Origin of the sequence: Roseovarius sp. (assembly GCF_048262375.1) — a bacterium.
In the GTDB taxonomy this organism is placed as follows: Bacteria; Pseudomonadota; Alphaproteobacteria; order Rhodobacterales; family Rhodobacteraceae; genus Roseovarius.
The window spans coordinates 41,507-66,968 of sequence record NZ_JBLXFE010000014.1 but is presented as its reverse complement, the minus strand read 5'-3'; the positions used below and the strand labels follow the sequence as shown (position 1 = coordinate 66,968).

General features: G+C 60.7%; 20 protein-coding genes. 12 read left to right on the top strand and 8 right to left on the bottom strand.

The window, feature by feature from the left end:
* Window positions 1-52: 52 nt before the first annotated feature.
* Window positions 53-1,096 (bottom strand): TMAO reductase system periplasmic protein TorT, encoded by a 1,044-nt coding sequence (torT, locus tag ACN0SW_RS14775; RefSeq protein WP_417728696.1) that lies wholly within the window; start codon window positions 1,094-1,096, stop codon window positions 53-55.
* Between the two features lie 83 nt (window positions 1,097-1,179).
* On the opposite strand from torT, the gene ACN0SW_RS14770 reads away from it, so the two are divergent.
* Window positions 1,180-4,107, top strand: coding sequence for an ATP-binding protein (locus tag ACN0SW_RS14770; RefSeq protein WP_417728695.1), 2,928 nt, complete (start codon window positions 1,180-1,182; stop codon window positions 4,105-4,107).
* Here the strand turns inward: ACN0SW_RS14770 and ACN0SW_RS14765 are convergent.
* The gene (locus tag ACN0SW_RS14765; RefSeq protein ID WP_417728694.1) at window positions 4,080-4,781 is read right to left on the bottom strand and encodes a winged helix-turn-helix domain-containing protein; all 702 of its coding nucleotides are present in this window, start codon (window positions 4,779-4,781) and stop codon (window positions 4,080-4,082) included. The two genes, ACN0SW_RS14770 and ACN0SW_RS14765, sit on opposite strands and share 28 nt — an antisense overlap.
* Window positions 4,782-4,939: 158 nt before the next feature.
* Between ACN0SW_RS14765 and ACN0SW_RS14760 the strand changes: the two genes are divergently transcribed.
* From ACN0SW_RS14760 to ACN0SW_RS14745, 4 genes are all read left to right on the top strand, one after another.
* Entirely contained in the window at window positions 4,940-5,881 is a 942-nt protein-coding gene (locus ACN0SW_RS14760) for an ABC transporter substrate-binding protein (protein WP_417728693.1), read from the top strand.
* Window positions 5,882-5,953: 72 nt separating this feature from the next.
* A complete protein-coding gene (locus ACN0SW_RS14755) occupies window positions 5,954-6,985 on the top strand; it encodes a quaternary amine ABC transporter ATP-binding protein (RefSeq protein WP_417728692.1) in 1,032 nt (343 codons plus the stop codon).
* A complete protein-coding gene (locus tag ACN0SW_RS14750) occupies window positions 6,982-8,937 on the top strand; it encodes an ABC transporter permease (protein ID WP_417728691.1) in 1,956 nt (651 codons plus the stop codon). The genes ACN0SW_RS14755 and ACN0SW_RS14750 overlap by 4 nt, the downstream gene beginning before the upstream one ends.
* A 188-nt stretch (window positions 8,938-9,125) precedes the next feature.
* Window positions 9,126-11,417 carry an Orn/Lys/Arg decarboxylase N-terminal domain-containing protein gene (locus tag ACN0SW_RS14745; protein WP_417728690.1) on the top strand — a complete coding sequence of 764 codons (2,292 nt, stop codon included), beginning with the start codon at window positions 9,126-9,128 and terminating at the stop codon, window positions 11,415-11,417.
* 51 nt (window positions 11,418-11,468) lie between these two features.
* Here the strand turns inward: ACN0SW_RS14745 and ACN0SW_RS14740 are convergent, their stop codons facing one another.
* Both ACN0SW_RS14740 and ACN0SW_RS14735 read right to left on the bottom strand, forming a co-directional pair.
* Complete coding sequence (locus tag ACN0SW_RS14740) at window positions 11,469-12,818, bottom strand: glutamine synthetase family protein (protein ID WP_417728689.1); 1,350 nt, start codon at window positions 12,816-12,818, stop codon at window positions 11,469-11,471.
* Between the two features lie 228 nt (window positions 12,819-13,046).
* Window positions 13,047-13,382 (bottom strand): type II toxin-antitoxin system Phd/YefM family antitoxin, encoded by a 336-nt coding sequence (locus ACN0SW_RS14735; RefSeq protein WP_417728688.1) that lies wholly within the window; start codon window positions 13,380-13,382, stop codon window positions 13,047-13,049.
* 170 nt (window positions 13,383-13,552) lie between these two features.
* Here ACN0SW_RS14735 and murJ point away from each other — a divergent pair, with 170 nt between their 5' ends.
* A complete protein-coding gene (gene murJ / locus ACN0SW_RS14730; protein ID WP_417728687.1) occupies window positions 13,553-15,091 on the top strand; it encodes a murein biosynthesis integral membrane protein MurJ in 1,539 nt (512 codons plus the stop codon).
* Here murJ and ACN0SW_RS14725 read toward each other — a convergent pair.
* Window positions 15,088-15,774 carry a rhomboid family intramembrane serine protease gene (locus ACN0SW_RS14725; protein WP_417728686.1) on the bottom strand — a complete coding sequence of 229 codons (687 nt, stop codon included), beginning with the start codon at window positions 15,772-15,774 and terminating at the stop codon, window positions 15,088-15,090. The two genes, murJ and ACN0SW_RS14725, sit on opposite strands and share 4 nt — an antisense overlap.
* A gap of 74 nt (window positions 15,775-15,848) precedes the next feature.
* Here ACN0SW_RS14725 and trpS point away from each other — a divergent pair, with 74 nt between their 5' ends.
* Window positions 15,849-16,877 (top strand): tryptophan--tRNA ligase, encoded by a 1,029-nt coding sequence (trpS, locus tag ACN0SW_RS14720; protein WP_417728685.1) that lies wholly within the window; start codon window positions 15,849-15,851, stop codon window positions 16,875-16,877.
* Window positions 16,878-16,980: 103 nt separating this feature from the next.
* Here the strand turns inward: trpS and ACN0SW_RS14715 are convergent, their stop codons facing one another.
* Window positions 16,981-17,616 carry a glutathione S-transferase family protein gene (locus ACN0SW_RS14715; RefSeq protein WP_417728684.1) on the bottom strand — a complete coding sequence of 212 codons (636 nt, stop codon included), beginning with the start codon at window positions 17,614-17,616 and terminating at the stop codon, window positions 16,981-16,983.
* A gap of 138 nt (window positions 17,617-17,754) precedes the next feature.
* On the opposite strand from ACN0SW_RS14715, the gene ACN0SW_RS14710 reads away from it, so the two are divergent.
* The 3 genes from ACN0SW_RS14710 to ACN0SW_RS14700 all read left to right on the top strand — a co-directional run bounded on the left by ACN0SW_RS14710 (window position 17,755) and on the right by ACN0SW_RS14700 (window position 21,663).
* A complete protein-coding gene (locus ACN0SW_RS14710; protein ID WP_417728683.1) occupies window positions 17,755-18,237 on the top strand; it encodes an RNA pyrophosphohydrolase in 483 nt (160 codons plus the stop codon).
* Window positions 18,234-18,719, top strand: a complete 486-nt coding sequence (locus ACN0SW_RS14705; RefSeq protein ID WP_417728682.1) for a hypothetical protein — start codon at window positions 18,234-18,236, stop codon at window positions 18,717-18,719. Before ACN0SW_RS14710 ends, ACN0SW_RS14705 begins: the two co-directional genes overlap by 4 nt.
* A 73-nt stretch (window positions 18,720-18,792) precedes the next feature.
* Complete coding sequence (locus tag ACN0SW_RS14700) at window positions 18,793-21,663, top strand: error-prone DNA polymerase (RefSeq protein WP_417728681.1); 2,871 nt, start codon at window positions 18,793-18,795, stop codon at window positions 21,661-21,663.
* Window positions 21,664-21,754: 91 nt separating this feature from the next.
* On the opposite strand, the gene ACN0SW_RS14695 is transcribed toward ACN0SW_RS14700, so the two are convergent.
* Window positions 21,755-22,243, bottom strand: a complete 489-nt coding sequence (locus ACN0SW_RS14695) for a peroxiredoxin (RefSeq protein ID WP_417728680.1) — start codon at window positions 22,241-22,243, stop codon at window positions 21,755-21,757.
* A 90-nt stretch (window positions 22,244-22,333) separates the two neighbouring features.
* On the opposite strand from ACN0SW_RS14695, the gene ACN0SW_RS14690 reads away from it, so the two are divergent.
* Window positions 22,334-23,539: an NAD(P)/FAD-dependent oxidoreductase gene (locus ACN0SW_RS14690; RefSeq protein ID WP_417728679.1), complete on the top strand. Its 1,206-nt coding sequence runs from the start codon at window positions 22,334-22,336 to the stop codon at window positions 23,537-23,539.
* Complete coding sequence (rsmD, locus tag ACN0SW_RS14685; protein WP_417728678.1) at window positions 23,536-24,093, top strand: 16S rRNA (guanine(966)-N(2))-methyltransferase RsmD; 558 nt, start codon at window positions 23,536-23,538, stop codon at window positions 24,091-24,093. The genes ACN0SW_RS14690 and rsmD overlap by 4 nt, the downstream gene beginning before the upstream one ends.
* A gap of 112 nt (window positions 24,094-24,205) precedes the next feature.
* Here rsmD and ACN0SW_RS14680 read toward each other — a convergent pair whose 3' ends face one another.
* Window positions 24,206-25,423, bottom strand: a complete 1,218-nt coding sequence (locus tag ACN0SW_RS14680) for an FAD-dependent monooxygenase (protein WP_417728677.1) — start codon at window positions 25,421-25,423, stop codon at window positions 24,206-24,208.
* Between the last annotated feature and the right edge of the window lie 39 nt (window positions 25,424-25,462).

The following is a 25,462-nucleotide window of genomic DNA, read 5'->3' as shown; positions in this document are numbered from 1 at the left end:
TTTAACGCGGCGCATCGCTCGCCGCCAATGTCTATAACCCCAACAAAGGTCCTCACTCCAATTCGAACACCGGGATGAAACTGGCAGGGGCCAATGTCTCTGCCAGATCGGTGTTGCCAGCCATGTCCGAGGTCACCAACTGGATTTTCGGACCGGCATGACGCACCTCCAGCGTGCCTTCGATGGCCCGCACCGCCATTTCGATGGCCAGTTTTCCCTGCATGATCGGGAAATCGGTCGGAGCCGCCAGAATCCGGCCTCGTCGGATCCCGCGAAACACCGCATGGCTCATGTAATCCGATACGATGCTGATCCGGTCTTCCAATCCGCGTGCGCGCAGGATCGACACCGCCACCTCGGCGGTCGGCGCGCTGCCGACCAGATAGTCGAATTCGATCCCGCTATCGAGCGCCTCTTCGACCAGCGTCACCTGTATCTCGCGCCCGGTATCGCCATATTTGGTGAGGGCGATGCTGGCCGAACTCTGCGCAATCGCATCGCGGAACCCCGCCTCGATAAAGCTGACCCAGCCCGCCCCCTCGGGCCCCGGAAACCACGCAAGCTGCACCGGCGCGCTGCCTTTGGGGTGGCGGTCCGCGATGAAACGGCCAGTGGTGGCGCCCATGTCATACCACGATACCGCCGCCTTGGCCGCGATCCCCGGATCGGCAATGTCATTGACGGCGGCGATCACCGGCACCCGCTCGGACAGCGCCTGCACTGTGGGCGTCAGCCCGTCAAACGACACCGTGCCAACGATCAGCGCATCCGCCCCCTGCGCCACGCAGGCCTCGATCTGTTCAGTCTGCCGTTCAAGATTGGGATATCCTCCGGCCTCGACCAACCGAAACCCTACCTCCAGACGCTCGGCCTCTTCGACCATGCCGTAATTCACCGAGAGCCAATAGGCATCCTTGAGATGCGGATAGGACACGCAGATCGTCCAGCGCGACGCCGCCCGGTCCAGTGGCGCGTAATCCAGCGGATGCGCAGGACTGTCATAATCGAACGGCACCTCATGGGTTTCCAGCGGCCAACTCTCGGCCCAGAGCGGCAGCGGCAGAAGCGTCAGAAGACAGATGACTATTCTTTGCATGAAAAATTCACTCCTCCGCAGAAAATGACTATAATCTGTCAGGATAGGACTGCAAGAAAACTGGCGGATCAGGGAACAGCCGGATGAGAACCAGAACCGGATTGGGCGCGCGGCTGCTCGCGGCGTTCCTCGTGATCGCCGGGCTGCCCGCGCTTGCGGGGTTCTTTGGCTGGTTCGAACTGCGCGATGTCACCCGCGCCCAGCAACAACTCTATGAAAACTCGATCCCGGTTCTGTCCGACATGCGCCGCTTTACCGAAGAAAGCTCTGCGATCATCACCGTTGCGCCGGAACTGGCGGCGGTGGATGATGAAACCGAGCGCCGCGACCGCGCCGCCTATCTCAGCGCCCGCGTCACCGCGCTTTCGGATCATCTCATCCGGTTTCAATCCGAGCATGGCGGCACGGGCGGTGAGCTGACGCTCGCGGTGGCGGCCATGAAGGACGGCATCGCAGAGCTTGACCGTTTGGTGAAACAACGCCTTTCGCTGGTTCAGGCCCGCCAAGAGGGACTGGATCAGGCCCTTGGCGCCACCTCCGCACTGCTGAACATGGCAGACACGCTGGTTGCCAATGCCGAAATGGGAACTGCGGCGGTGATCTCGAACCTTTATGAGTACGATCCCGGCGCGCCTGGCACCTCGCAGCATCTCACCACCTTGGACAAGCTGATCGAGGTCGATCTGTTCCAACTCGGGTTGATGTTCGAGTTGCGCTCGCGCACTGCTGAAATCGGCCTTCTCTTCAACCGCATCGCAACCTTGACCGAACCCACCGATCTGGCTCAGATCAGCGCGAACCTGCTTGAGCGGACCGAAATCGTCGCGCGGCGTGTGGCGGCGATCCGTGATCCCGGACGGGCCGCGCAGGCGCAGACATTGCTTGCCACCATCCTACCGCTCAGTGATCCGGCCGGGGCGCAGGGCCTGCTTGGTCTGACCGAAGGTATCTTGCAGCTTGAGCGCCAGATCGACAGCGAACAGGCGACGCTTCGGGTCTCGGCCACCCGCCTGCACGAGGCGGTGACAGGCCTTGCCGCGCGGGTGCAGGCGGATGCGCTCTTTGCCGGAACCACCTCAATGGAGGTCATCCGCGCCACCCGTCTGCGCAGTGCCGGTGCGGCGGGTTTTGCGCTCTTGTTGTCACTGGCCGTGCTCTGGTTCTATGTGCGCGGCAATATCTCGCGCCGCCTCGATAACCTGTCGGACATGATGACCCGATTGGCCGCCGGTCAGCTTGATATGCGCGTAGCCCCCAAGGGCAGTGATGAGATTGCGGGCATGGAGCGCGCAGTCGAGGTGTTCCGCCGTCAGGCCATTGCCAACCGCAATCTCGAAGAGGCCCGCCGCCGCAACGAAGAAGAGCTCAATCGTCACCGCACCGCCCTGCAAGAGTTGGTGGCTGAGAAAACCGAACAGCTGCGCGGTGAGGTCGAGGCGCATGCCATCGCGCGCCAAAAGGCCGAGGCCGCAGACCGCGCCAAATCCGAATTCCTCGCGATGATGAGCCATGAAATCCGCACGCCGATGAACGGCGTTTTGGGGATGCTGCGCAACCTGTCGGCGGATGGTCTCTCTGAGGCGCAGCTTGAACAGTTGCGCGCTGCCCGCGCCTCGGGTGAGAGTCTGCTGACGATCCTCAATGACATCCTCAACTACTCCAAAACCGAACTCAGCAGCACCCACGAGGAACGGGTGGTGTTTTCAGTCGCTGAGGTGATGCAGGTCATCGTGACCCTTCTGGATCCCGGCGCGCGGGAGAAGGGCATCGTGCTCTGGCTCGATCTGCCCGAGGATGCGCCCGCCGCCGTGTTGGGCGATATGGCCAAACTGCGCCAAATTCTCTTCAACCTCGTCTCGAACGCGGTCAAATTCACCGAAGAGGGTGAGGTCGTGCTGCGGCTGCGCGTCCGGTCCGCAGGTGCCGGGCGTGTCACCCTGATCATCGAGGTCAGCGATACCGGCAAAGGCATCTCGGCACAGGCGCGCCAGCGCATATTCGATGCGTTCGAACAAGAGGACGGGCTGACCGCACGGCGATATGGCGGCACCGGGCTTGGCCTTGCGATCTGCCGCAAGTTCGCCGAGGTGATCAACGGCACGCTGAGCGTCGAAAGCACCCCGAATGTCGGATCGGTCTTTACCCTGAAGGCCGATTTCGATCTGGCCGATGCGACCGGGCTGGCCGAGAACCTCCCGGACTGGACGCCAGTGCGTGGCGAACACAGCTTGCACGCGCTTATCGTCGAGGATCACAAGGTCAACCAGATGGTTGCCCGCAGCTATCTGGAACGGATGGGACACACGGCGGTTTGCGTGGACAGTGCTGAACAGGCGCTCGACATGCTGAACACAGAGCGCTTTGATCTGGTGTTGATGGATGTCAACCTGCCTGGCATCTCGGGGACCGAGGCGACACGCCGCATCCGCGCCATGCCGGTGGCGCGAACCCTGCCGGTGATCGGCATTTCCGCTCATGTTCAGGATGATGAGGTTGAAGAGCAGTTGGACGCCGGAATGGATTGCTTCGTGGCCAAGCCGGTCTCGCCCGAACGGCTGGCTGCGGCCCTTGATCAGGTCACGGGCGGTCAGCGGCGCGGCGTGTTTCTGTCGCCCCGGTCGCAATCATGGCCCAGGGGCGGGGCGCAGGATGTCTTGGGCAGCATGCTCGCGGATCTTGGTCGGGACCGGACCGTCGAGGCGATCCGCCTCTATCTCGATGGCGTCACCTCGGATGCGGCGGCCCTGCAAGACGCGCTGGACAAGCGCGACAGCGCACGCGCGGCCAAGGTCGCACACCGGATGAAGGGTGCGGCTGGCAATTTCAGTCTGCCCGCCCTCTCGGCTTGCGTGAAAGAGATCGAAACCGCCGCCCGTCGGGGTGATTCAGAGGATGCGGCTGCACAGGTCGCGAACCTTGCCCAAGAGATTGTACAGGCGCGCAACGCCCTCACACGGGCGCTTGACGGGATGACCGCCAAACCTCAGTCCAAAGTGGCGGTGAATACATAGCCTTCGCCATGGGCAGTGGTGATGAACCGCGCCACCGCCGGGTCTTCTTCCAGCTTTGTGCGCAACCGGCGAATGATCACATCGACGGTACGCGTATCGGGATGCTGCTGGCGGTGGGTGATCACCGTCATCAGGCGCTCGCGGCTCAGCACCTCACCCGGATGCCGCAATAGCTCGGCCAGCACCTCGTATTCCGCGCGCGTCAAACGGATGGTTTCGCCATTCGGGGCGATCAACTGCCGGGTGGCATAGGCAAAGGCATAGCCGTGAAACCGCACATTCTGACGTGAAAACCGGCGCTGGACCTCGGTGCGCCGCAACAGGTTCTTGATCCGGGCCAGCAATTCACGGCGGTTGAACGGTTTGCAGACATAGTCATCCGCCCCCAGTTCTAATCCGACAATACGGTCCACATCATCGCTGAGGCTGGTGGTCAGGATGATGCCCACATCCGAACGCGCGCGCTGTTCGCGGGTGATCTGCAACCCGTCCTTGCCATCAAGCGTGATGTCGATCAGCAAGAGATCAGCCCGGTCGCTGGCCAGCATCGGTTCTGCGGTCTCGGCGCTGTCAAAGGCCGTGACGACGTAGCCATGCGTGATCAGATAATCCGCAAGCGTGGTCCGGGTGACGGGTTCATCCTCGATGATTACGATATGGGCCGCTCTTGCCACCCTCAAACCCTCCGCATGGTTTCCTCCTGTTAATATTTTTTCACAATTAAGTCCAGTTCGTTCATGCTGGCCGTCTGACGTGTTCATATCCCGTCGCTAAGCTTCCGGAACCAAAGCCCGAACACGGGCGGGGAAATCCAACACAGGGAGATTTTGGAATGACAGTACGTTTGCGAATGGTCGGCGGGGTCGCGGCCCTTGCGATGGCTGCAACCGGGGCTTTGGCGGATTCCGAGGATCCGATCGTGATCCCGATCCACAACTGGTCCAGCCAGATCGTGATGAGCCATGTGGTCGGCCAGATTTTCGAATCCATGGGCAATAGCGTCGAGTATGTCTCGACTGACAGCCAGTCGGTCTACGAATCCGTGCGCCTTGGCGATGTCGCGCTTGAGCTGGAGGTCTGGGAAGGCGCGTTCGGTGCGTCGTTCCGCGCCGCGCTGGAAAAGGGTGGTCTGCATGATGCGGGCGATCACAACGCCGTCACGCGTGAGGATTGGTGGTATCCGATGTGGACCAAAGAAGCCTGCCCTGGTCTGCCCGATTGGGAGGCGCTGAACGCTTGCGCCGCGGCTTTTGCTACGCCCGAGACTGGCGATTCCGGCCGGTTCCTTGGCGGTCCGGTGGACTGGCTCAAGCATGATCAGGAGCGGGTCGACGGGTTGGGCATGAACTTCAAGGTGGTCAACGCGGGCTCCGCCGCAGCGCTTTGGGCCGAAATCGGCGCCGCAGAAAAGACCAAAAAGCCGATTGTCCTGTTCAACTGGACGCCGAATTTCGCCGAGGCGGTCTGGCCGGGTGAATTCGTCGAATTCCCGACATGGGTCGACGGCTGTGACACTGATCCGTCGGTCGGTCCCAACCCGGACAAGACATATGATTGCGGCAATCCTGCCAACGGCTATCTGAAAAAGGCGGCGTGGGACGGGATGAAGGACAAATGGCCAGACGCCCATGCGACGTTGACCAAGATCAGCTTTACCAATCCGCAGATCGCGGAAATGGCCAAACTGGTGGACATCGACGAGATGGAGCCGGAAGAGGCTGCGGCCCATTGGCTGGAAGCGAACGGCGACGTCTGGAAGGTCTGGACCAACTGACCGCGTCCTGAAACCCACCTCACCCGCGGCCCGTCACGGGTGAGGTTTTGCCATTCAACCAAAGGGGGCCGTGTGCCGTTGTCTGAACCCGTGATCTCATGCCGCAATGTCTGGAAACTCTTTGGGCCTGCACCCGAGACTTATTTCAAGGGTCTCAAGGGCGATCCGGGGTTCGATGCCATTCGTCAGGCTGGCTATATCTCTGCGGTGCGTGACGTCTCGCTCGATATCGCACGGGGCGAGATGCTGGTTATCATGGGCCTGTCCGGCTCGGGAAAATCCACCCTTGTGCGCTGCCTCTCGCGCCTGATTGAAATCACCGGCGGCACCGTGTCGGTCGAGGGACAGGACATCGGCGCGCTTTCGGAGAAACAGTTGATCGACCTGCGCCGCAACAAGATGGGCATGGTTTTTCAGAGTTTTGGTCTGCTGCCGCATCGCACGGTGCTGGAAAATGTGGCTTTTCCACTGGAAATGCGCGGACAGGACCGCGCCACCCGTCGCAAACGCGCGCTTGAGGTGATCGAACTGGTGGGGCTGGGCGGGCGCGAGGATTATTTTCCGCGCGAATTGTCTGGCGGGCAACAACAGCGCGTCGGTATCGCCCGCAGCCTTGCCATCGAGCCCGACATCTGGTTTCTGGACGAACCGTTTTCGGCCCTTGATCCGCTCATTCGCCGAGAGATGCAGGACGAATTCCTGCGCCTTCAGGGCATGCTGGGCAAAACCATCGTCTTTATCACCCATGATTTTGACGAGGCGCTGCGCCTTGCCGACCGGATCGCCATCATGAAGGACGGCGCGGTCGAACAATGCGACACCCCCGATCAGATCGTCCTGAACCCGGCCACCGCCTATGTCCGCAAATTCACCGAAGAAATCGAGAAGGCCCGCGTGGTGCATGCCTCAGGCCTTGCCCGCCCGATCAACGGCACCGCCCCCGAGGGACAGCCCGTGCCCGGCAAGAGCACGATCCGTACCCTCGCGCGGCTCTTGATCAACGACCCGCGCGAGCTGCTGCCGGTGGCCGATGAGACCGGGCGCGTCACCGGCGCGCTCAACCGTCAGGAGGCGCTGGATATTCTGCTTGGGGGCCACGCATGAGCGAGAGCGCCGTTCCCCTCCCGTTCCCGGCAAAACCGCGTCTCAACCCGGCGTGGGCGCTTCTGGCCTTGGCCGTCTGCCTTGCTTTCGCCCGACCGCTGCTGCCAGAGGTGCTGATGCGCCCGGCAGAGGCGCTGATCTTGCCACTGGCGGACTGGATCAATGCTTTTTTCACTTGGCTGCGCGACGATCTGGGGCTGATCCATGTCACCCGCGCCTTTGCCGATGCCATCGAATGGCTGCTCGATGTGACCGCCAACATCCTCTACGGCAAAAACCGCTGGCCGCGCCTTGGCCCACTGCCGTGGTCGGTTGTGGCGCTCACCGCCGCGTGTCTGGGGTATTGGCTCGGCGGGGTGCGTCTGGCGCTGCTGGCAGGGGGCACGTTTCTCTGGATCGCCCTTATGGGGCAATGGAAATGGGCGATGGAAACCCTGTCGGTCATTGTGGTTGCGGCTCCGTTTTCCGTGCTCTTGGGCCTTTTGGTGGGGATCGCGGCGTGGCGCTGGCGCACGGTCGAGGCGGTGATGAACCCGATCCTCAATATCGCGCAATCCTTACCGCATTTCGCCTATATGATCCCGGTGGTGGTGTTCATTGGCGTCGGCCCCAAGGCGGGCGCCATCGTCACCATCATCTTTTCCGTGCCGCCGATGATCCGCATGACCCTTCTGGGGCTGCGCAAGGTGCCGCCCGAAGTGATCGAGAGCGGCAAGATGTGCGGCAGCACCGGCTGGCAATTGATGACACGGGTGCGCATCCCCACCGCGCGCACCGAAATTCTGGTGGGTGTCAATCAGGTCATCATGCAATGTCTGGCGATGGTGGTGCTGGCCAGCTTCATCGGCATGCCGGGGCTGGGGCAGAAACTCCTGCAACTGCTTCAGGCGCTCAAGATCGGGCGCTCCATCGAAATCGGCATCACCATTGTCCTGCTCGCGGTGGCGTTGGATCGGTGCTCCAAGGCGTGGGCCGAGCGTCAGCCCACGCATCACGAACCGGGCATCGGCTGGGTCGCACGGCACCGTGTTCTGACCACTTGGGCCGGGCTGATGGTTGCGGGCTTTGCCCTCTCCGCCATTGCGCCCTTTTTTGCAGAGGTCGGGCGCGGACAATCGCTCTCGGTGGCGGACCCGCTGGACGCAATGATGTCTTGGGTGATTGTGGCGATTGACCCGCTGACCCAATGGCTGCGCTGGTTCCTGATCACATGGGTTCTCATCCCGGTGCGCGATGCGCTCTTGTGGTTACCTTATACGGCGGTTCTGGCGCTGCTTGCTGCGGCGGGTTTTGCCGTGGGCGGGTGGCGCTCGGCGCTGATCTGCCTTGGATTCTTTGGCTATATCGCCATCACCGGCTGGTGGGACCGCGCCATGATCACGGTCTACACCGTGCTTGTGGCGGTGACGGTCGCGACCTGCTTTGGCTTTCCCTTGGGCATCTGGGCCGCACGATACGAGGCGCGGGCCAAGCGCGTGCTGTTGCTTTGCGACAGCCTTCAGACCTTCCCAAGCTTCATCTATCTCATTCCGGTGATCATGCTCTTTGGCGTCAACGATGTGGCGGTGGTAGGGGCGGTGGTGCTTTTTGCTGCCGTGCCACTCATCCGCTACACCATCGAGGGGCTGCGTGGCGTGCCCGAAGCGCTGATCGAGGCTGCGGATATGTCAGGGGCTTCGCGCGCCCAGAGCCTCTGGCATGTGCGCCTGCCTTTGGCCTTTCCCACGATCATGGTCGGGATCAATCAATCTCTGATGTTCTCGCTGTTCATGGTGATCATCGCGGCCTTTATCGGCACGCAGGATCTTGGGCAGGAAATGCAACGCGCCCTCAGTTCCACCGATGTGGGCAAGGGGCTGGTGTTGGGGTTCGCCGTGGCCTTCATCGGGCTGATGGCCGATCACCTGATCAACCGTATGGCCGACAGCCGACGCCGCGCCTTGGGGGTCTAACCCCAAGGCGTGCCCATCACCGGACCTGCATCGGCGCAAAGCGGCCAGCAAGCAGGACCACAGGGCTTGACCTCACTTCACGCAACAGAAACAACCACGCGAGAGTCGAAAACCTCCGGGCATCGGGGGTTTTATCCGTTATGCTAGGCGAGACTGTCCAACCGTTGTTCTCCTGAAAGGAGAGGTATATGAAATTCCACTTCCCCATCGTAATCATTGACGAGGATTTCCGTTCTGAGAATTCATCGGGTCTTGGCATCCGGGCGATGGCAAAGGCCATAGAAGACGAGGGTTTCGAGGTTCTGGGCGTTACAAGCTATGGGGATTTGTCGCAATTCGCGCAGCAGCAATCGCGCGCCAGCGCCTTTGTTCTGTCCATCGACGACGAGGAATTCAGCCCCGGCCCGGATATTGACCCGGTGGTCACCAACCTGCGCAACTTCGTCGAAGAGGTCCGGCGCAAGAACGCCGACGTGCCGATCTACGTCTATGGCGAAACCAAAACGAGCCGCCATTTGCCCAACGACATCCTGCGCGAACTGCATGGCTTCATCCATATGTTCGAGGACACGCCGGAATTTGTCGCGCGTCACATCATCCGCGAGGCCAAGATCTATCTCGAAGGCATCCAGCCGCCCTTTTTCAAGGCTCTGCTCGACTATGCCGAAGACGGCTCATACTCATGGCATTGCCCCGGCCATTCCGGCGGCGTCGCCTTTCTCAAGAGCCCGATCGGCCAGATGTATCACCAGTTCTATGGCGAAAATATGCTGCGCGCCGATGTCTGCAATTCGGTCGAGGAACTGGGCCAACTGCTCGACCACGACGGCGCCATCGGCGCGTCAGAGCGCAACGCGGCGCGCATTTTCAACGCCGACCACTGCTTTTTCGTCACCAACGGCACCAGCACCTCCAACAAGATGGTCTGGCATCACACCGTCGCCCCCGGCGACGTGGTCGTGGTCGACCGTAACTGCCATAAATCGATCCTGCACAGCATCATCATGACCGGTGCAATCCCGGTGTTCCTGCGCCCCACCCGCAATCATTTCGGCATCATCGGCCCGATCCCGCGCGGTGAATTCGAGATCGACTCGATCAAGGCCAAGATCCGCGCCAATCCTCTGCTCCAGGGCGTCGATCCCGATACCGTGCAACCGCGTATTCTGACGCTTACGCAATCCACCTATGACGGCGTGCTCTACAATACGGAAACCATCAAGGATCTGCTCGACGGCTACGTTGATAATCTTCACTTTGACGAGGCATGGCTGCCACACGCGAGCTTTCACCCGTTCTACAGCAATTTCCACGCCATGGGCCGCAGCCGCAGCCGCCCTCAGCACTCAGTGACCTATGTCACCCAGTCAATCCATAAACTCTTGGCCGGGATCAGTCAGGCCAGCCATGTGCTTGTGCAGGACAGCCAGACAACCAAGCTGGATCGCCACCTCTTCAACGAGGCGTATCTCATGCACACCAGCACCAGCCCGCAATACAGCATCATCGCCAGTTGCGATGTCGCGGCCGCGATGATGGAGCCGCCCGCCGGCACCGCGCTGGTCGAGGAAAGCATCGCCGAGGCGCTCGATTTCCGACGCGCCATGCAAAAAGTGGATGCAGAGTTCGGTGAGGACGATTGGTGGTTTCAGGTTTGGGGGCCGGATGTCCTAGACGACGAAGGCATTGGCGAGGCCAAGGATTGGGTGTTGAAACGGACCGACGCCCATGGCGTGCAATCCTCTGACGGCGAGGAATCGTGGCATGATTTCGGTGAAATGGCCCCCGGTTTCAACATGCTCGACCCGATCAAGGCGACGATCATCACCCCGGGGCTCAATCTCGACGGGCGATTCGAGAAAACCGGGATTCCCGCCTCTATCGTCACCAAGTATCTTGCAGAGCACGGCGTCGTGGTCGAAAAAACCGGCCTCTACAGCTTTTTCATCATGTTCACCATCGGCATCACCAAGGGCCGCTGGAATACCCTTTTGACCGCATTGCAACAGTTCAAGGACGACTACGCCAAGAACCAGCCGATGTGGCGCGCCATGCCCGAATTCTGCGCCAAACAGCCCCGCTATGAAAGCATGGGGCTGCATGATCTCTGTCAGCATGTGCACACGCTCTACGCGAAATACGATGTGGCGATCCTGTCGACCGATATGTATCTGAGCGACCTCACACCGGCCATGACGCCCAGTGATGCCTTCGCCCATATTGCCCGCCGCACCACCGAACGTGTTGCGATCGACGATCTTGAGGGACGCATCACCACCAGCCTCGTCACACCTTATCCGCCGGGCATCCCCCTGCTGATCCCCGGCGAGGTCTTTAACAAGACCATCGTGCAATATCTCAAGTTCAACCGCGAATTCGCCCGCGAATGTCCGGGCTTTGAGACCGATATTCACGGGTTGGTGCATGAGGCCGACGAGGACGGCGTGATGCGCTATTTCGCCGATTGCGTCGCGCTCTGAGGGCGTATCGCGTTTGCCGGTCCTTGTGACCGGCAAACGCAGTGGGCCGCGTCAGACGCTTTCGAGGTAACTGTCATACTCAAAGTCGGTCACATAGCGTGTGAACCGCTTGAGTTCCTGCATCTTGCATTCGACCAGCATGGTCTGAAGCCGCTTTGAAAACACGTCCTGCACATGTTTGCCCCGACGAAACGCCTGAATCGCGGTCGCCCAATCCAGCGGCAGGTGATCCAGTTTCTGACTGTAGGCATCGCCCTCAATCGGGTCACAGGGTTCCATCTTCTGCTCGATGCCGATCAGCGCGCCGCCCAGAATGCTGCCCAATACCAGATAGGGGTTGGCATCCGCCCCGGCGACCCGATGCTCAATCCGCCGCGCCTTGGGGCTGCCGCCCGGAATACGAATGGCTGCGGTGCGGTTCTCATAGCCCCAAGCGACGCTTGTCGGCGCATGCGCCCCCGGCAAGAGCCGCCGGTAAGAGTTTTGATGTGGCGCAAAGGTCAGCGTGTTCTCCTGCATGGTCTCCAGCAAACCCGCCACCGCATGGCGCATCAACGGCGTGCCCTCTTCGCCGCCGTCGTCAAACAGGTTGACCCCGTTTTCATCCACCAGACTGAAATGCACATGAAATCCGCTACCCGAGCGGTCGCCATAGGGCTTGGCCATAAAGGTGGCGGCCATGCCATGCTTGCGCGCAATGCCGCGCACCAGCCGTTTGAACAACACCGCATCATCGGCGGCCTGCAACGGGTCCGCGACATGCACCATGTTGATCTCAAACTGGCCCGCGCCATTCTCTGAAATCGCGGCGTCGGCGGGAATGCCCTGCTCGTGACAGGCATCGTAGACGTCATTCAGGAATTCATCGAAATGCTGCAATTCGTCCAGCGACAGCGCCCCATCGGAATCGAGCCGCTTGCCCGTGACCGGCGAACAGGGCGGGCGCGGCTGCGCCTCGCGGGGGTCACAGAGGTAGAATTCCAACTCGGTCGCCACCACCGGCGTCAACCCCATGGCCTTGTAGCGCTTCACGATATTCGACAGGGCATGCCGTGGGTCGCCCGGAAACGGACCGCCATCCTCAGTGCTCATCCAGAACATCACCAGCGCCGAGGGGCGGCTGGTCCAGTTTACCATGACGATGGGGCGCCCGGTGTAATCGCAAATGCCGTCGGAATCGCCGGTCTCGAACACCAGCTCGTTGTTTTCGATATCCTCGCCCCAGATATCCACACTCAGCACCGACAGCGGCAGGCGCAGCCCGTCATCCATGATCGCCTTGGCCTTCTCAATCGGCAGGCGCTTGCCCCGCATCGCGCCATTCAGGTCACAGACACAGGCGAACACGGATTCGATTTCTGGCCGTTCCTGAAGCCATTCTCGGATATTAGTCGTCGTCATTTCGGCTTTATCCCCATGCATGGATAGGTGTTGGTCACTGTCCATGCAGTCTACCTTGGTCCGAACTGCGGGGCCATGGTAGCGAAATATTGGCGAGTGCCGCGAAATGATACCGATTTCAGCAACCGGCGCGCCCCGCCGCAATCCAAGGTGCATCCCGGTACCGCGCGCTGTTGCGTGGTGGGGGGGGGCGGACAGGGCCGATTGGGCACTCTGGCCACCAGTCTGTCACCCTGTGTTCCTGCTGTGCGAGCGCGCCAACCTGCTTTGCTCATAGGCTCGCCTCTGCTCTGCCTCTCGTTCCCGCAAGAGCGCCAGACGCAGATCCCGGTCCTTGTCCAGACGTCGCATCGCCTGCCATTCCACATAGCCTTCACGGGTTTGCGTCACATGCCAGAGTGCGCGTGTCTCCGCGATCCCGACCAGCCCCGCCATAGGGTGTCCCATCCGGGTGATCAGCACCGGCTTGCCTGATCGGCCTACTTGATAGAGATATTCCGCAAGATGGTCGCGCAGCGCTGTCACCGGAATTTCGTGGACTGGGGGCAGATCGGTCTGTGGCATAAGCCTCTCGCAATGACGGGAACGAGACCACACTGAAGGGCATGTCTTTCCATCCGGTTAATGCCTCGCGCGCCCGTACGCTCAAGCCGCACAACCGTACAGTCGGCCCTCTTCCCCCCGGCCCGCCGATGGGCTAACTGTCTGCGCTAACCACCGGCGAAAGGCCCCGCATGAAACCTGTCCGCCTGCTCTCTGGCATCCTCACCGTTGGTGGCTGGACCCTGCTCAGTCGCCTCCTAGGTTTTGTGCGTGACGTGCTGATTGCCAGCTATATAGGCCCCGGCCCGGTCATGGACGCCTTTGTCGCGGCGTTCCGTCTGCCCAATATGTTCCGCCGCTTTTTCGCTGAGGGCGCGTTTAACGCTGCCTTTGTGCCGATGTTTTCCAAGCGTTTGGAATCTAAAAATAATCCAATGGGTTTCGCCGCCCTTTCCTGTTCTGGTCTCAGCCTCATCCTTTTGGCCCTGACCGGGCTCTCAATGATCTTCATGCCCGCTCTGGTCTATGCCACGGCCGAGGGCTTTGCTGGTGATGAACGCTTTGATCTTACAGTGGAATTTGGCCGCATCGTCTTTCCTTACATTTTCTTCATCTCACTCGCTGCTCTGTTTTCCGGGATGCTCAACGCCGCAGGTCACTTTGCGGCCGCTGCTGCAGCTCCTTTGATTTTAAATGTTTTTTTGATTTCTGCCATGACCTTTGCCGCCCTGACCGGCGGTGCCGTGGTTCAGGCCCTCGTTTGGACCATCCCGATCGCGGGTCTCGCCCAACTTGCCCTCGTCTGGCACGCCTCCCGCCGGGCGGGCATGCACCTGCCACTGGTCCGCCCCCGATGGACCCCCGAGATGGCGCAACTGGTGCGTATTGCTGTCCCCGCCGCATTAGCTGGGGGGGTGGTTCAGATCAACCTTGTCGTCGGACAACTCGTTGCTTCCAATACAGAAAAGGCGGTAAGCTGGCTCTATTCCGCTGACCGACTTTACCAATTGCCGCTTGGCGTGGTGGGCATCGCGGTGGGTATCGTGTTGCTTCCGGACCTCTCCCGCCGCCTCAAGGCGCAGGATGATACCGGTGCGCGCCTCGCGCTTTCGAGAGCAGGCGAGATCGCTTTGGCGCTCACCATCCCCTGCGCCGTGGCGCTTATCGTGATCCCGATCCAATTGGTCTCTGTGCTCTTCGAACGCGGTGCTTTCAACGTCGACGACAGCGCAGCCACGGCTCTTGCCGTTGCAATCTACGGCCTTGGACTGCCCGCCTTTGTGCTTCAGAAAATCTTGCAACCATTGTTCTTCGCGCGTGAAGACACACGCAGCCCGTTTCGCTACGCCTTGATGGCCATGGTGGTGAATGCGGTGCTGGCGGTGGGGCTGGCCTATGTTCTGGGTTGGATCTCTGCGGCCATCGCCACGACTGTCGCCGCTTGGGTTATGGTTGTGCAACTCTCTGGTGGCGCAAGAAAATTTGGGGATGTAGCCCGATTTGATCCGCAGTTTCATCGCCGCCTTTGGCGCATCTGTTTGGCCTCGGCGCTGATGGGGGCCGTTCTCTGGGGGGCAGGTGCTGTGATGGGTCCGCTGTTTGCGGCAAGTGGGTGGCGGTGGGTGGCGCTTCTGATGCTGATCGCAATCGGAACGCTGGCCTACGGTCTGTTCGGTCAGATGCTGGGCGCATTCCGCCTGCAGGAAATTCGCGGCCGCCTGCGGCGTTAGTCGTGCCTCAACTTTACGCGCAACCGTGACCAGCCGCCGGGGCTAAGTACAAATGACGCCAGAAAGCCGGTGCCAAAGCCGCTCACATCCGCCACCCATGTGGCGCTGCTGCCAAAGAGCAGGCCAAACACCAGTTGCAGCCCCATGAGCACGCCAATGAGCGTAAAGGCCCGCGCCTGATTGGTGCCCATCTGCCCAAGGCGCAACCACATGATATAGGTGAACCCCCCAATGAGCCCATAGACGCCGGGAAAGGCCCCAATCAGCCAAGGGGACTGTCGGACGACGAGACCGTAAATCAAGGCCCCCGCGATGGTGCTGAGTAAAAACAGCACCAGAACCGCCCAGTGCCGGAATACCTCCGAGACAAATTTGCCCATTGCCAACAAAAGAACTCCGGCAAAGAGGGCGTGGGTGAAACTGCCATGCACAAAAGCGTAGGTTACAAACCGGCGCATATGCTCAACCGGCCATGTCCGGTTTTCCAGCATCCAACTCATGATCTCGCCGTTAAAGCCGTAATCCTGAATGGCGGCACTGCGCCAGCCAACGGCATCGGGCCCACCGATCAGTCCGCGCGCGCCAAGAGTGAACGCCGCCTCGACGCCGATGATCACCAAAAAAAGAGCGATCACAAAGGGCGGCAACGGGTTGACTGGCGCAGGCGGTCTCTGCTCTGACATGGCACCTCTCCTTGACGGGGCTTTGGCGCATGGGTAAGCGAGGCGGGCAGAGAAATCCACCACGGAGTTAAGCTATGACCGAGGCGGCCTTTACCCCCCGCGTGTTTTCGGGAATTCAGCCCTCGGGCAACTTGCATCTGGGCAATTACCTCGGCGCGCTGAAACGCTTTGCCGATGCACAGAACAAGGGCATTCAGACGCTCTATTGCATGGTCGACCTGCATGCGATCACCGTCTGGCAGAACCCTGCCGATCTGCGCCATGCCACGCGTGAACTGGCAGCGGGTTTCATTGCCTCTGGCCTGGATCCTGCGCGTTCTATTCTCTTCAATCAGTCGCAGGTGGCTGAGCACACTCAGATGGCATGGGTCTTCAACTGTGTTGCGCGGATGGGCTGGATGCAGCGGATGACGCAGTTCAAGGACAAGGCGGGCAAGAACGCGCAGAATGCGTCGCTTGGTCTCTTTGCCTATCCTGCGCTGATGGCGGCGGATATCCTAACCTATCACGCAACGCATGTGCCGGTGGGTGAGGATCAAAAACAACATCTGGAACTCACGCGTGATATCGCCATCAAGTTCAACCATGATTACGGCGTAGACTTTTTTCCGATCACCGAGCCGGTGATCGAGGGCACGGCAACGCGGGTTATGTCGCTGCGCGACGGGGCCAACAAGATGTCGAAATCCGATCCCTCAGACATGTCGCGCATCAATCTGACCGATGATGCAGACGCCATCGCCAAGAAAATCCGCAAGGCCAAGACCGACCCCGAGGCACTGCCCTCGGAAGCGGCCGGGTTGGAGGGGCGCCCCGAGGCGCGCAATCTGATCAATATCTATGCGGCTCTGGCCGATATGACCGTTGAGCAGGTGATGCGCGAGGCTGGTGGCAAGCCGTTCTCGGAGTTCAAGCCGATGCTGGCCGATCTGGCGGTCGATAAGATCGCCCCGATCTCGACCGAGATGGCGCGGCTGATGCAGGATCTGACCGAAATCGACCGGATCTTGGCCAATGGTGCGGACCGCGCCCGTACGATTGCCGCGCCGATCCTGCGCCAAACCTATGAAATCATGGGGATGGTGGGCGCGCGCGAGATCTGAGATCCTGCGGTGGCGCTTTGCGCCTTGGCTCCGCTCGAATGGCATACGAAAGCCAGCAACAAGCCCAAGCTGCGACGCCCGCTGTGGGGCGCCGCTATTGCCGTTAGCCCAAATCCGGCTCGGTCTTGGCAAAGGTGCTGTGGGCCTTCATGGCCTCCCACCACTCCGAAACACCGGGCACAGACAGCACCTTGTCGGCATCGGGCGTGAGTGAGACGTAGAACAGGATTGGCCCAAGGAAATAATCGGCCAAAGTGGGGCTGTCGCCCGCCAGCCATTTCGCGCTGCCCTTGGTCTCCATCAGTAGTTTCAAAAGTTTATCCGAGGCTTCTAGTGCTGTTTTGCGCGCCTCTTCATTCTGACCGCCGATCAGATCGGGGAAGAGATGATAGCCCGCAACACCCACCAGAGCACCATAGCCATAGCTGTCGATCAGGCCAATCGCCTCGTTCATTCGCGCGCGTGCCTTGGCATCGGAGGGTATCAGGGAGGGCTCTGGGGCAATGTCCTCAAGATAACGGCAAATCGCATCGGTTTCGCGGATTCGCAGCCCGTCGATGTCCATCACTGGCACCTTTCCAAACGGGTGGCGCGCCAGATGTTCGGGCTGTCGCGGCTCGCCTGCCAGCACGTTGACCGGCACCTGATCATAGTCAATTCCTTTGTCTGCCAGCACCATGCGCACGGTGCGCACATAGGTTGAGCCATCAAAGCCATATAGTATGGGTTTTTGCGCCATATTCCTGTTCTCCATCCTGTCGAATCCAGATGGCTCACTGTGTAGCCGCCGGTGAAAAAGTCAAACTGCACCTAGAAGCCTTGACGCCCTTAGCACTGCGCCGCACTGTGCCGGCGATCCATGATAAGAGGCCCGACAATGACCCCCGAAGAAATCGCCAAACTGCCCTATCGCCGCTGCGTCGGCGTTATGCTGGCCAATCCTGACGGATATGTCTTTGTCGGCCAGAGGATCGACAACGATACTGCCGCCTGGCAGATGCCGCAGGGGGGAATCGACCCAGGTGAGACGCCACAAGAGGCGGCATTGCGCGAATTGTGGGAGGAAACCGGCGTCACCTCTGACAAGGTTCGGATTGAGGCGGAAACCATGGGTTGGATCCCCTATGATCTGCCGCATGATATCGTGCCGCGTATCTGGAAAGGGCGATACAAAGGGCAGGAACAAAAATGGGTGCTCATGCGATTTTTGGGCACGGATGCGGATGTGAACATTGTTACGGACCACCCTGAGTTTTCAGAGTGGCGGTGGCTGCCTCCTTCCGAGTTGGTCGCCAACATTGTGCCTTTCAAACGGGCGGTCTACGCCAGTGTGCTGGATGAGTTCGAGGGGAGGCTGTGATACGGGCACTGCTTTTTGTCATTTTCGCTGCCTCGTGTGGTCCCGCGCTTGCGCTGAGTTGCCTGCCACCCGATGTGGTGCAGAGTTACATCCGCGCGGCAGGAGCGAGCGAACCCTATATCGTTGTCCATGGCCAGCTCAGGTTTGATGCGGCGCGCTTGCCCAGCACGGATATGGTGACGCAAAGAAAGCCGCCCCACACCCTTATTCCCGCGCGGCTGACCGGGCAGGCGCTGACCCACAGCGGGTTTGATCAGCCCTTTGATCGTAACATTTCGCTGGATGTGCAATGTTTTGGCCCATGGTGTGCGGCGGCGGTGCCGGGGACCGAGTATCTTGGGTTTCTTGAGCAGCGCGATGAAGGGTATGTACTGACGGTTGACCCCTGTGGCGGCATGGCCCATCCTGAGCCCACACCTGCGATGCTGAAAAAGGTGCTGACCTGTCGTCAGGTTGGTTCTTGCTCGCTCGGGCGCCCTTGATCGGTGTCACGCAGAGGCTGGAATTCAGAACAAAAGAAGAACATTATGGCGGGGACTGGGAATCAATGCCGCCATGCCCTTTGCCGAACTTTCTGCCACCTCGAATTTCACCTTTCTCACCGGGGCGTCGCATCCTGAGGAGTATATCAAGCACGCGGCCGTCATCGGTCTCTCAGGTGTGGCGATTGCCGATGTGAATTCAGTCGCCGGGATCGTGCGTGCGCATGCGGCGGCACGAGAGATTGCGCGAGAGGTTGCGGACCGTCAGGCGCTTGAGGCGCTGCATGGCCCAATCGGCCCACCCGCCCCCCGGCTCACCCGACCCGATTGGGCCAATTGCCCGCGCCTTATTCCCGCAACAAGGCTAGTGTTGCGCGAGGGGCTTCAGATCACGGCCCTGCCACGGGACCGTCAGGGATGGGCCAGCCTCTGCCGTTTGCTCAGCTTGGGGCGGCAACGCGCGCCGAAAGGAGACTGCGATCTGTGGCTGAAGGATGTGCTGAACGGGGCGGAAGGGCTGCATCTCTTGCTGCATCCGAGGGGCGGGCGCGATTGGCAGGCGCTCGCGCGACAATTGGCGGCCCGGTTTGGGGACCACATGCATTTGTTGCTCAGCCCGCATTACGACGGGCGGGATCTGGCCCGATTCGATCGGTTGGCAGGGGTGGCGGCGCGCTTGGGTCTGCCGACCATCGCCGCTGCCGCACCGCGCATGCATCGCGGCCACCGCCGCCGTCTGGCCGATGTGCTGAGCGCGATCCGGCTAGGGATGAAAGTCGAGGACCTTGGCCGTCATGCCCTGCGCAACTCAGAGCAGCGCCTGCGTTCTGAGCCCGAAATGCGCTATCTCTACCGGGGGCATGAGGGCGCTGTGGAACGCGCTATGGACCTTGCGGTCCGGCTCCGCTTTTCGCTTGATGCGCTGCGCTATGAATATCCGAGCGAGGTGGCGAATGGAGAAACTCCCTCCCAACGTCTGCGCCGTCTGGCCCTTGAGGGGCTTGAGCGGCGCTATCCGGGTGGTGCTTCGGAACGGGTGCGTGGGATGCTCGAGCATGAGCTGACCCTCATCGCCAAGCTGCGCTATGCACCTTACTTTCTGACGGTGCATGACGTGGTGGCCTTTGCCCGTTCACGCGGCATTCTTTGCCAGGGGCGCGGTTCGGCGGCGAATTCTGTGGTCTGCTACTGCCTTGGCGTGACCTCGGTCAGCCCCGAGATCGGCACCATGGTGTTCGAGCGCTTCGTGTCTGAAGCGCGCGACGAGCCACCCGATATCGATGTTGATTTCGAGCATGAGCGCCGTGAGGAGGTGGTTCAGTGGATCTACAAGCGCTATGGGCGGCACCGCGCCGGACTCTGTGCCACGGTGATTCACTATCGGACCAAGCGCGCGATCCGCGAAGTGGGGCGCGCCATGGGGCTGTCAGAGGATATTCTGGGGGCCATGAGCTCGCAGATATGGGGACATGGTGGCGAGGGGGCCTTGGATACGGAGCGATTGCGCGAAATTGTTCTTGATCCCCGTGATCCTCGCCTTGTGGTAACTTTGGGGCTGATCCGTGAGATCATCGGCTTTCCCCGTCATCTTAGCCAGCATGTTGGTGGGTTTGTCATCACCGAGGGGAGGTTGGATGAACTGGTCCCTATTGAGAATGCCAGCATGGTCGATCGCACGGTCATTTGCTGGGACAAGGACGATATCGATACGCTTGGTATTCTCAAGGTTGATGTGCTGGCGCTCGGCATGCTGACCTGCATCCGCAAGGCATTTGATCTTTTGGCTGAGCATCGCAATGCCTGCTACACGCTCGCCACCCTGCCGCCCGAGGATCCGGACGTCTATACTATGCTGTGCCGTGCCGACAGTCTCGGCGTCTTTCAGGTTGAGAGCCGCGCGCAGATGAATTTCTTGCCGCGCATGCGCCCGCGCAGCTTTTACGATCTGGTGATTCAGGTGGCAATCATCCGCCCCGGCCCCATTCAGGGTGATATGGTCCACCCCTTCATTCGCCGCCGCAATGGAGAAGAGACGGTCAGTTTCCCTTCCGATGATCTGGGGCGAGTTCTGCGCAAGACTCTTGGTGTGCCGCTCTTTCAGGAACAGGCCATGCAGATCGCCATCATCGGTGCGGGTTTTACCCCTGAGGAGGCTGATCGCCTGCGCCGGTCCCTCGCCACCTTCAAGAAGCATGGTAATGTCAGTGAGTTTCGCAACCGGTTTCTGCGCGGCATGCGCGCCAATGGCTATGATGCGAATTTTGCTGAGCGATGTTTTTCCCAGATTGAGGGCTTTGGCAGCTACGGCTTTCCCGAAAGCCACGCCGCCAGCTTTGCCCATCTGGTCTACACGAGCGCGTGGATCAAATGCCATCATCCGGCGATCTTTGCCTGTGCGCTGCTCAATTCGCAGCCGATGGGCTTTTATGCCCCTGCGCAGATTGTGCGGGATGCACGCGAACATGGCGTGACGCTGCGCCCGGTTTGCATCAATACCTCTTACTGGGACAATGCCATCGAACCGGACAGGCATGGGCGGTTGGCGCTGCGCCTCGGGTTTCGGCAAATCACGGGGGTAACGCAGGATGAGGTTGACTGGATCGCAGCGGCGCGTGGCAATGGCTATACCAGTCCAGAGGATGTTTGGCGGCGCGCAGGTGTGCCTCCTGCGACACTGCAGCGGTTGGCCGAAGCGGATGCCTTTGCCGCTCTTGGTCTTTCGCGCCGAGAAGCCCTCTGGCAGGCGCGTGCCATTCAGGCCGACACTCCTTTGCCACTCTTTGCGCAGGACATCGACGGAGAGGCGATCAATGAGCCTGCGGCGCATTTGCCTGTCATGCGTTTGGGGGAGGAGGTGGTAGAGGATTATATCGCCCTACGCCTCAGTTTGCGCAGCCATCCTCTGGCCCTCTTACGGCACATCCTGACGCCGCAAACCGGATAATTCGGCAGTCAAAGGGTTTGATGGGTTCCTTCTTGGCGCAACTACTTCGGCGGGTGCGAGGGGCTGACCCCCTCGCACCCGCTAGGTTGCCTTAAATCGCCGCGAGCAGGGATTCGCCTGCCGTCACTTCGCAAGTGCCGGGGCTGGATTCGGCGTGAAGCACCGTGACGGTGCCATCCTCGACCACCATGGCATAGCGCTTGGAGCGGCCCATTAGGCCAGCCGGGGGCGCGTCAAAATCCATGCCAATGGCTTTGGTAAAGACGCTTTGCGGATCGGCCAGCATGGTTAACCCGGCCTCGGTGGCTCCGGTCGCCTCACCCCAAGCTTTCATCACGAAGGGGTCGTTGACGCTGAGGCAGATGATTTCGTCCACGCCCTTGGCATCGAACTGACCCTTAGTGCGCACGAAGCTGGGGACATGCGCCGACGAGCAGGTGGGTGTGTAGGCACCAGGCACGGCAAAGATCACCACTTTGCGGCCTGCGGTGAGACTGTTCAGATCTACGCTTTCTGGGCCTTTTTCGCCTATGCGAAGCAGGGTTGCAGCGGGCAGTTTGTCGCCATTGGAGAGGGTCATGGTCGTTCCTTACCTATCAGATGGTTTCTGGATGGATGTAGGTATAGGCGGGTGATAGGCAAGTGACCACGGGAAAGTCGGGAGAGCAAAATGGCAGGTGTTGTAGTAATCGGAGCTGGACAGGCGGGAGCCTCGCTGGTGGCAAAGCTGCGCAATGATGGATACGCTGGGGCGATCACGCTGATCGGTAATGAGGCCGTGCCGCCCTATCAACGCCCGCCCCTGTCCAAGAAATATCTGTTGGGCGAGATGGCGTTGGAGCGGCTCTACCTGCGGCCTGAAAGCTATTACGCCGAAGCAGGGATTGATCTGCGCCTTGGCAGTCACGTGACCGGCATCGACCGGGCGGCGCATGAGATAGTGATTGGGGACGAGCGGCTGGAGTATGAGCATTTGGTGCTCGCAACCGGATCGCTGCCGCGCCGCTTGCCTGCCGCGATTGGTGGTGACTTGGGCGGTGTGCACGTTGTGCGCACGCTGACAGACGTGGATGCCATGGCCCCAGGCTTTGTTGCGGGCGCGCGGGTGCTGATTGTGGGAGGTGGCTACATCGGGCTCGAGGCGGCGGCAGTGGCGGCCGCGCGCGGCATGCAGGTTGTGCTTGTAGAGATGGCTGAACGGATATTGCAGCGCGTCGCCGCCCAGGAAACCTCGGATTATTTTCGGGCGCTGCATGCACGGTATGGCGTCGATATCCGCGAAGGTGTCGGGTTGGAGCGTTTGCTGGGCGACGCGCAGGTCAGAGGTGCGCGGCTTTCAGATGGAACCGAGATGGATGTCGACATGGTGATCGTCGGCGTTGGCATCGTGCCTGATACGCGGCTGGCCGAGGCCGCCGGACTGGCAATCGACAACGGAATTGCCGTGGACGGGCAGGGCCGCACCTCTGATCCCGCGATCTGGGCCGTGGGTGATTGTGCATCCTTTCCTCATCAGGCTGGACGGCTCCGCCTTGAAAGTGTGCCCAATGCCATTGATATGGCCGAATGCGTTGCGGGCAATATCCTAGGCAAGGCGCAGGACTATGTGCCCAAGCCGTGGTTCTGGTCGGATCAGTATGACGTGAAACTGCAGATCGCGGGCCTTAGCGCCGGTTATGACCGGATCGTGACGCGCGATGGGGGTGAGGCTGTATCGTTCTGGTATTACTGCGGCGATCGCTTGCTGGCTGTCGACGCGATGAATGACCCACGCGCCTATATGGTCGGCAAGCGATTGATCGACGCCGGTAAAACCGCTGATCCAATGATCGTGGCGGATGCCGGGGCCGATCTGAAGCCGCTCTTGCAGCGGTGAGGATCATCGGCGGCACGCATCGTGGGCGGGCATTGGCAAGCGTCGGCAAGGGCGATGTGGCGGCGCATCTGCGCCCGACCTCGGACCGCGTGCGCGAGAGCCTCTTCAACGTTCTGGCGGGGGGCTATGGTGATCCTGTTACAGGTGCGCAGGTTCTGGACATTTTTGCTGGCACCGGCGCGCTCGGGCTTGAGGCGCTGTCGCGGGGCGCGAAGGCCGTTAGCTTCATTGAGAACGGGCGTAAGGCGCAGTCTTTGCTTCGGCAGAATATCGGGCTCTGCCGGGCTGAGGGGGAGACGCAGATTTTACCATTGGACGCGCGCAAACTCGGCAGAAATTCAAGTTTGCCGCATGACCTGGTCTTTCTCGACCCGCCTTATGGCAAAGGGTTGGGCGAAGAGGGCCTTACGGCGGCACTCGTCGGGGGCTGGATTGCCGATGATGCGCTGATCATCTGGGAAGAAAGTGCGGCCATCACCCCGCCCGAAGGGCTGCGTCTGATCGAAGAGCGGCGTTATGGTGATACGATGATCCGGTTTCTAGAGCGGGGGTAGGGGGCTTTGTGTGAATTTGGTCTGATTGGGACTTTTAGTATGCCTCTCGCGTGGAACAAGGCGCGGATCATCAATTGGAACGGACGTCCACTTCAGGCCTTAAACGCTTTCCTCACCCCTTCATCAACTCGGGCAAATCCCCGGTCAGCCCCGCCGCTTCGCGGATGAACCCACGGCGCAGGCCAGGCATATGACCGAGCGCCCCCATGCCGAGGTCGCGCGCGGCGCGCAAAAGCGGGTTGTCGTTTGAGAAAAGCCGGTTGGTCAGGTCTGTGGCGATGGCGAGCGTGGCGGTGTCGAAGCGCCGCCATTGCTGATAGCGGGCGAGCACGTCCGCGGCCGCGATATCCTCGCCTCTGCGGGTGGCTTCGTCCAAGATTTGCGCCAGTGCCGCCACATCGCGCAACCCTGCGTTCAATCCTTGGCCCGCGATCGGATGCATGCCATGAGCCGCATCGCCGATAAGAGCCAGCCGCTGGGCGATGAAGCTATTGGCAACTGTAAGGTTGAGTGGATAGGTGAAGCGCTTGCCGCGGAGCTTTATCTCACCCAGAAAATCCCCAAAACGAGGGCGCAGCACCTCCATGAAGGCATCATCAGGCAGGGCGGCAAAGCGTGCGGCAGTGGCGTCGGTTTCGCTCCAAACGATGGAGCTGACATTCCCCGGCAGCGGCAGGATCGCCAGTGGGCCGGGCGGCATGAAGAACTGGTGTGCGATGCCGTTATGGGGCAATTCATGCTCGATGGCGGCGACTAGCGCGGTCTGACCGTAACCCCATCCGGTACGTTTGATCCCCGCCCGCGCGGCTGTGCCCGAGGTGCGCCCGTCGGCCCCGACCAGAAGTCGCCCGTGCAGCACTTTACCGGACGCGAGCGTCACTGTGACGCCGGTTGCATCAGTCGCTTGCGCAATTACCGTGTCATTCGATACTTGCGTGATGTTCGGAACGTCCTGCATCGCGTCAATCAGGGCGCGACGCAGGAAGCGATCCTCCAGCATATGGCCCATCGGCCCTTCTTCGATTTCGGCATGGTCAAAGTGCAGAAAGAAGGGTGATGGGCCTTGACCTGCCCGCCCATCCGAGACCTTGATCTCCAGCATGGGCTGACTGTTGTCCGCTACCTCGTTCCAAATCCGGAGATTGCGCAAGAGCCGCACCGAAGCCAATGCCAATGCATAAGCGCGCCCATCAAAAGCAGCGTTCTTACGCACGGGTTCGGGCAGGGCATCAATTACTGTGCTGCTCAACCCCGCTTGCGCGGTGGCAAGGGCGAGGGTGGGGCCGTTGAGGCCGCCGCCGACGATCAGAATATCGCTGTCATGTTCCATGGTGCCCAATATGTGTGCCTAGGCGGGATTGTCCATGCG

Excerpts from the sequence above, each read along its gene's own strand:
- ACN0SW_RS14770 (WP_417728695.1), top strand. The coding sequence starts at position 1,180 with ATGAGAACCAGAACCGGATTGGGCGCGCGGCTGCTCGCGGCGTTCCTC.
- ACN0SW_RS14680 (WP_417728677.1), bottom strand. The coding sequence starts at position 25,423 with ATGGAACATGACAGCGATATTCTGATCGTCGGCGGCGGCCTCAACGGC.
- ACN0SW_RS14695 (WP_417728680.1), bottom strand. The coding sequence starts at position 22,243 with ATGACCCTCTCCAATGGCGACAAACTGCCCGCTGCAACCCTGCTTCGC.
- ACN0SW_RS14740 (WP_417728689.1), bottom strand. The coding sequence starts at position 12,818 with ATGACGACGACTAATATCCGAGAATGGCTTCAGGAACGGCCAGAAATC.
- trpS (WP_417728685.1), top strand. The coding sequence starts at position 15,849 with ATGACCGAGGCGGCCTTTACCCCCCGCGTGTTTTCGGGAATTCAGCCC.
- torT (WP_417728696.1), bottom strand. The coding sequence starts at position 1,096 with ATGCAAAGAATAGTCATCTGTCTTCTGACGCTTCTGCCGCTGCCGCTC.
- murJ (WP_417728687.1), top strand. The coding sequence starts at position 13,553 with ATGAAACCTGTCCGCCTGCTCTCTGGCATCCTCACCGTTGGTGGCTGG.
- ACN0SW_RS14735 (WP_417728688.1), bottom strand. The coding sequence starts at position 13,382 with ATGCCACAGACCGATCTGCCCCCAGTCCACGAAATTCCGGTGACAGCG.
- ACN0SW_RS14725 (WP_417728686.1), bottom strand. The coding sequence starts at position 15,774 with ATGTCAGAGCAGAGACCGCCTGCGCCAGTCAACCCGTTGCCGCCCTTT.
- ACN0SW_RS14750 (WP_417728691.1), top strand. The coding sequence starts at position 6,982 with ATGAGCGAGAGCGCCGTTCCCCTCCCGTTCCCGGCAAAACCGCGTCTC.
- ACN0SW_RS14715 (WP_417728684.1), bottom strand. The coding sequence starts at position 17,616 with ATGGCGCAAAAACCCATACTATATGGCTTTGATGGCTCAACCTATGTG.
- ACN0SW_RS14690 (WP_417728679.1), top strand. The coding sequence starts at position 22,334 with ATGGCAGGTGTTGTAGTAATCGGAGCTGGACAGGCGGGAGCCTCGCTG.
- ACN0SW_RS14745 (WP_417728690.1), top strand. The coding sequence starts at position 9,126 with ATGAAATTCCACTTCCCCATCGTAATCATTGACGAGGATTTCCGTTCT.
- ACN0SW_RS14760 (WP_417728693.1), top strand. The coding sequence starts at position 4,940 with ATGACAGTACGTTTGCGAATGGTCGGCGGGGTCGCGGCCCTTGCGATG.
- ACN0SW_RS14700 (WP_417728681.1), top strand. The coding sequence starts at position 18,793 with ATGCCCTTTGCCGAACTTTCTGCCACCTCGAATTTCACCTTTCTCACC.
- ACN0SW_RS14710 (WP_417728683.1), top strand. The coding sequence starts at position 17,755 with ATGACCCCCGAAGAAATCGCCAAACTGCCCTATCGCCGCTGCGTCGGC.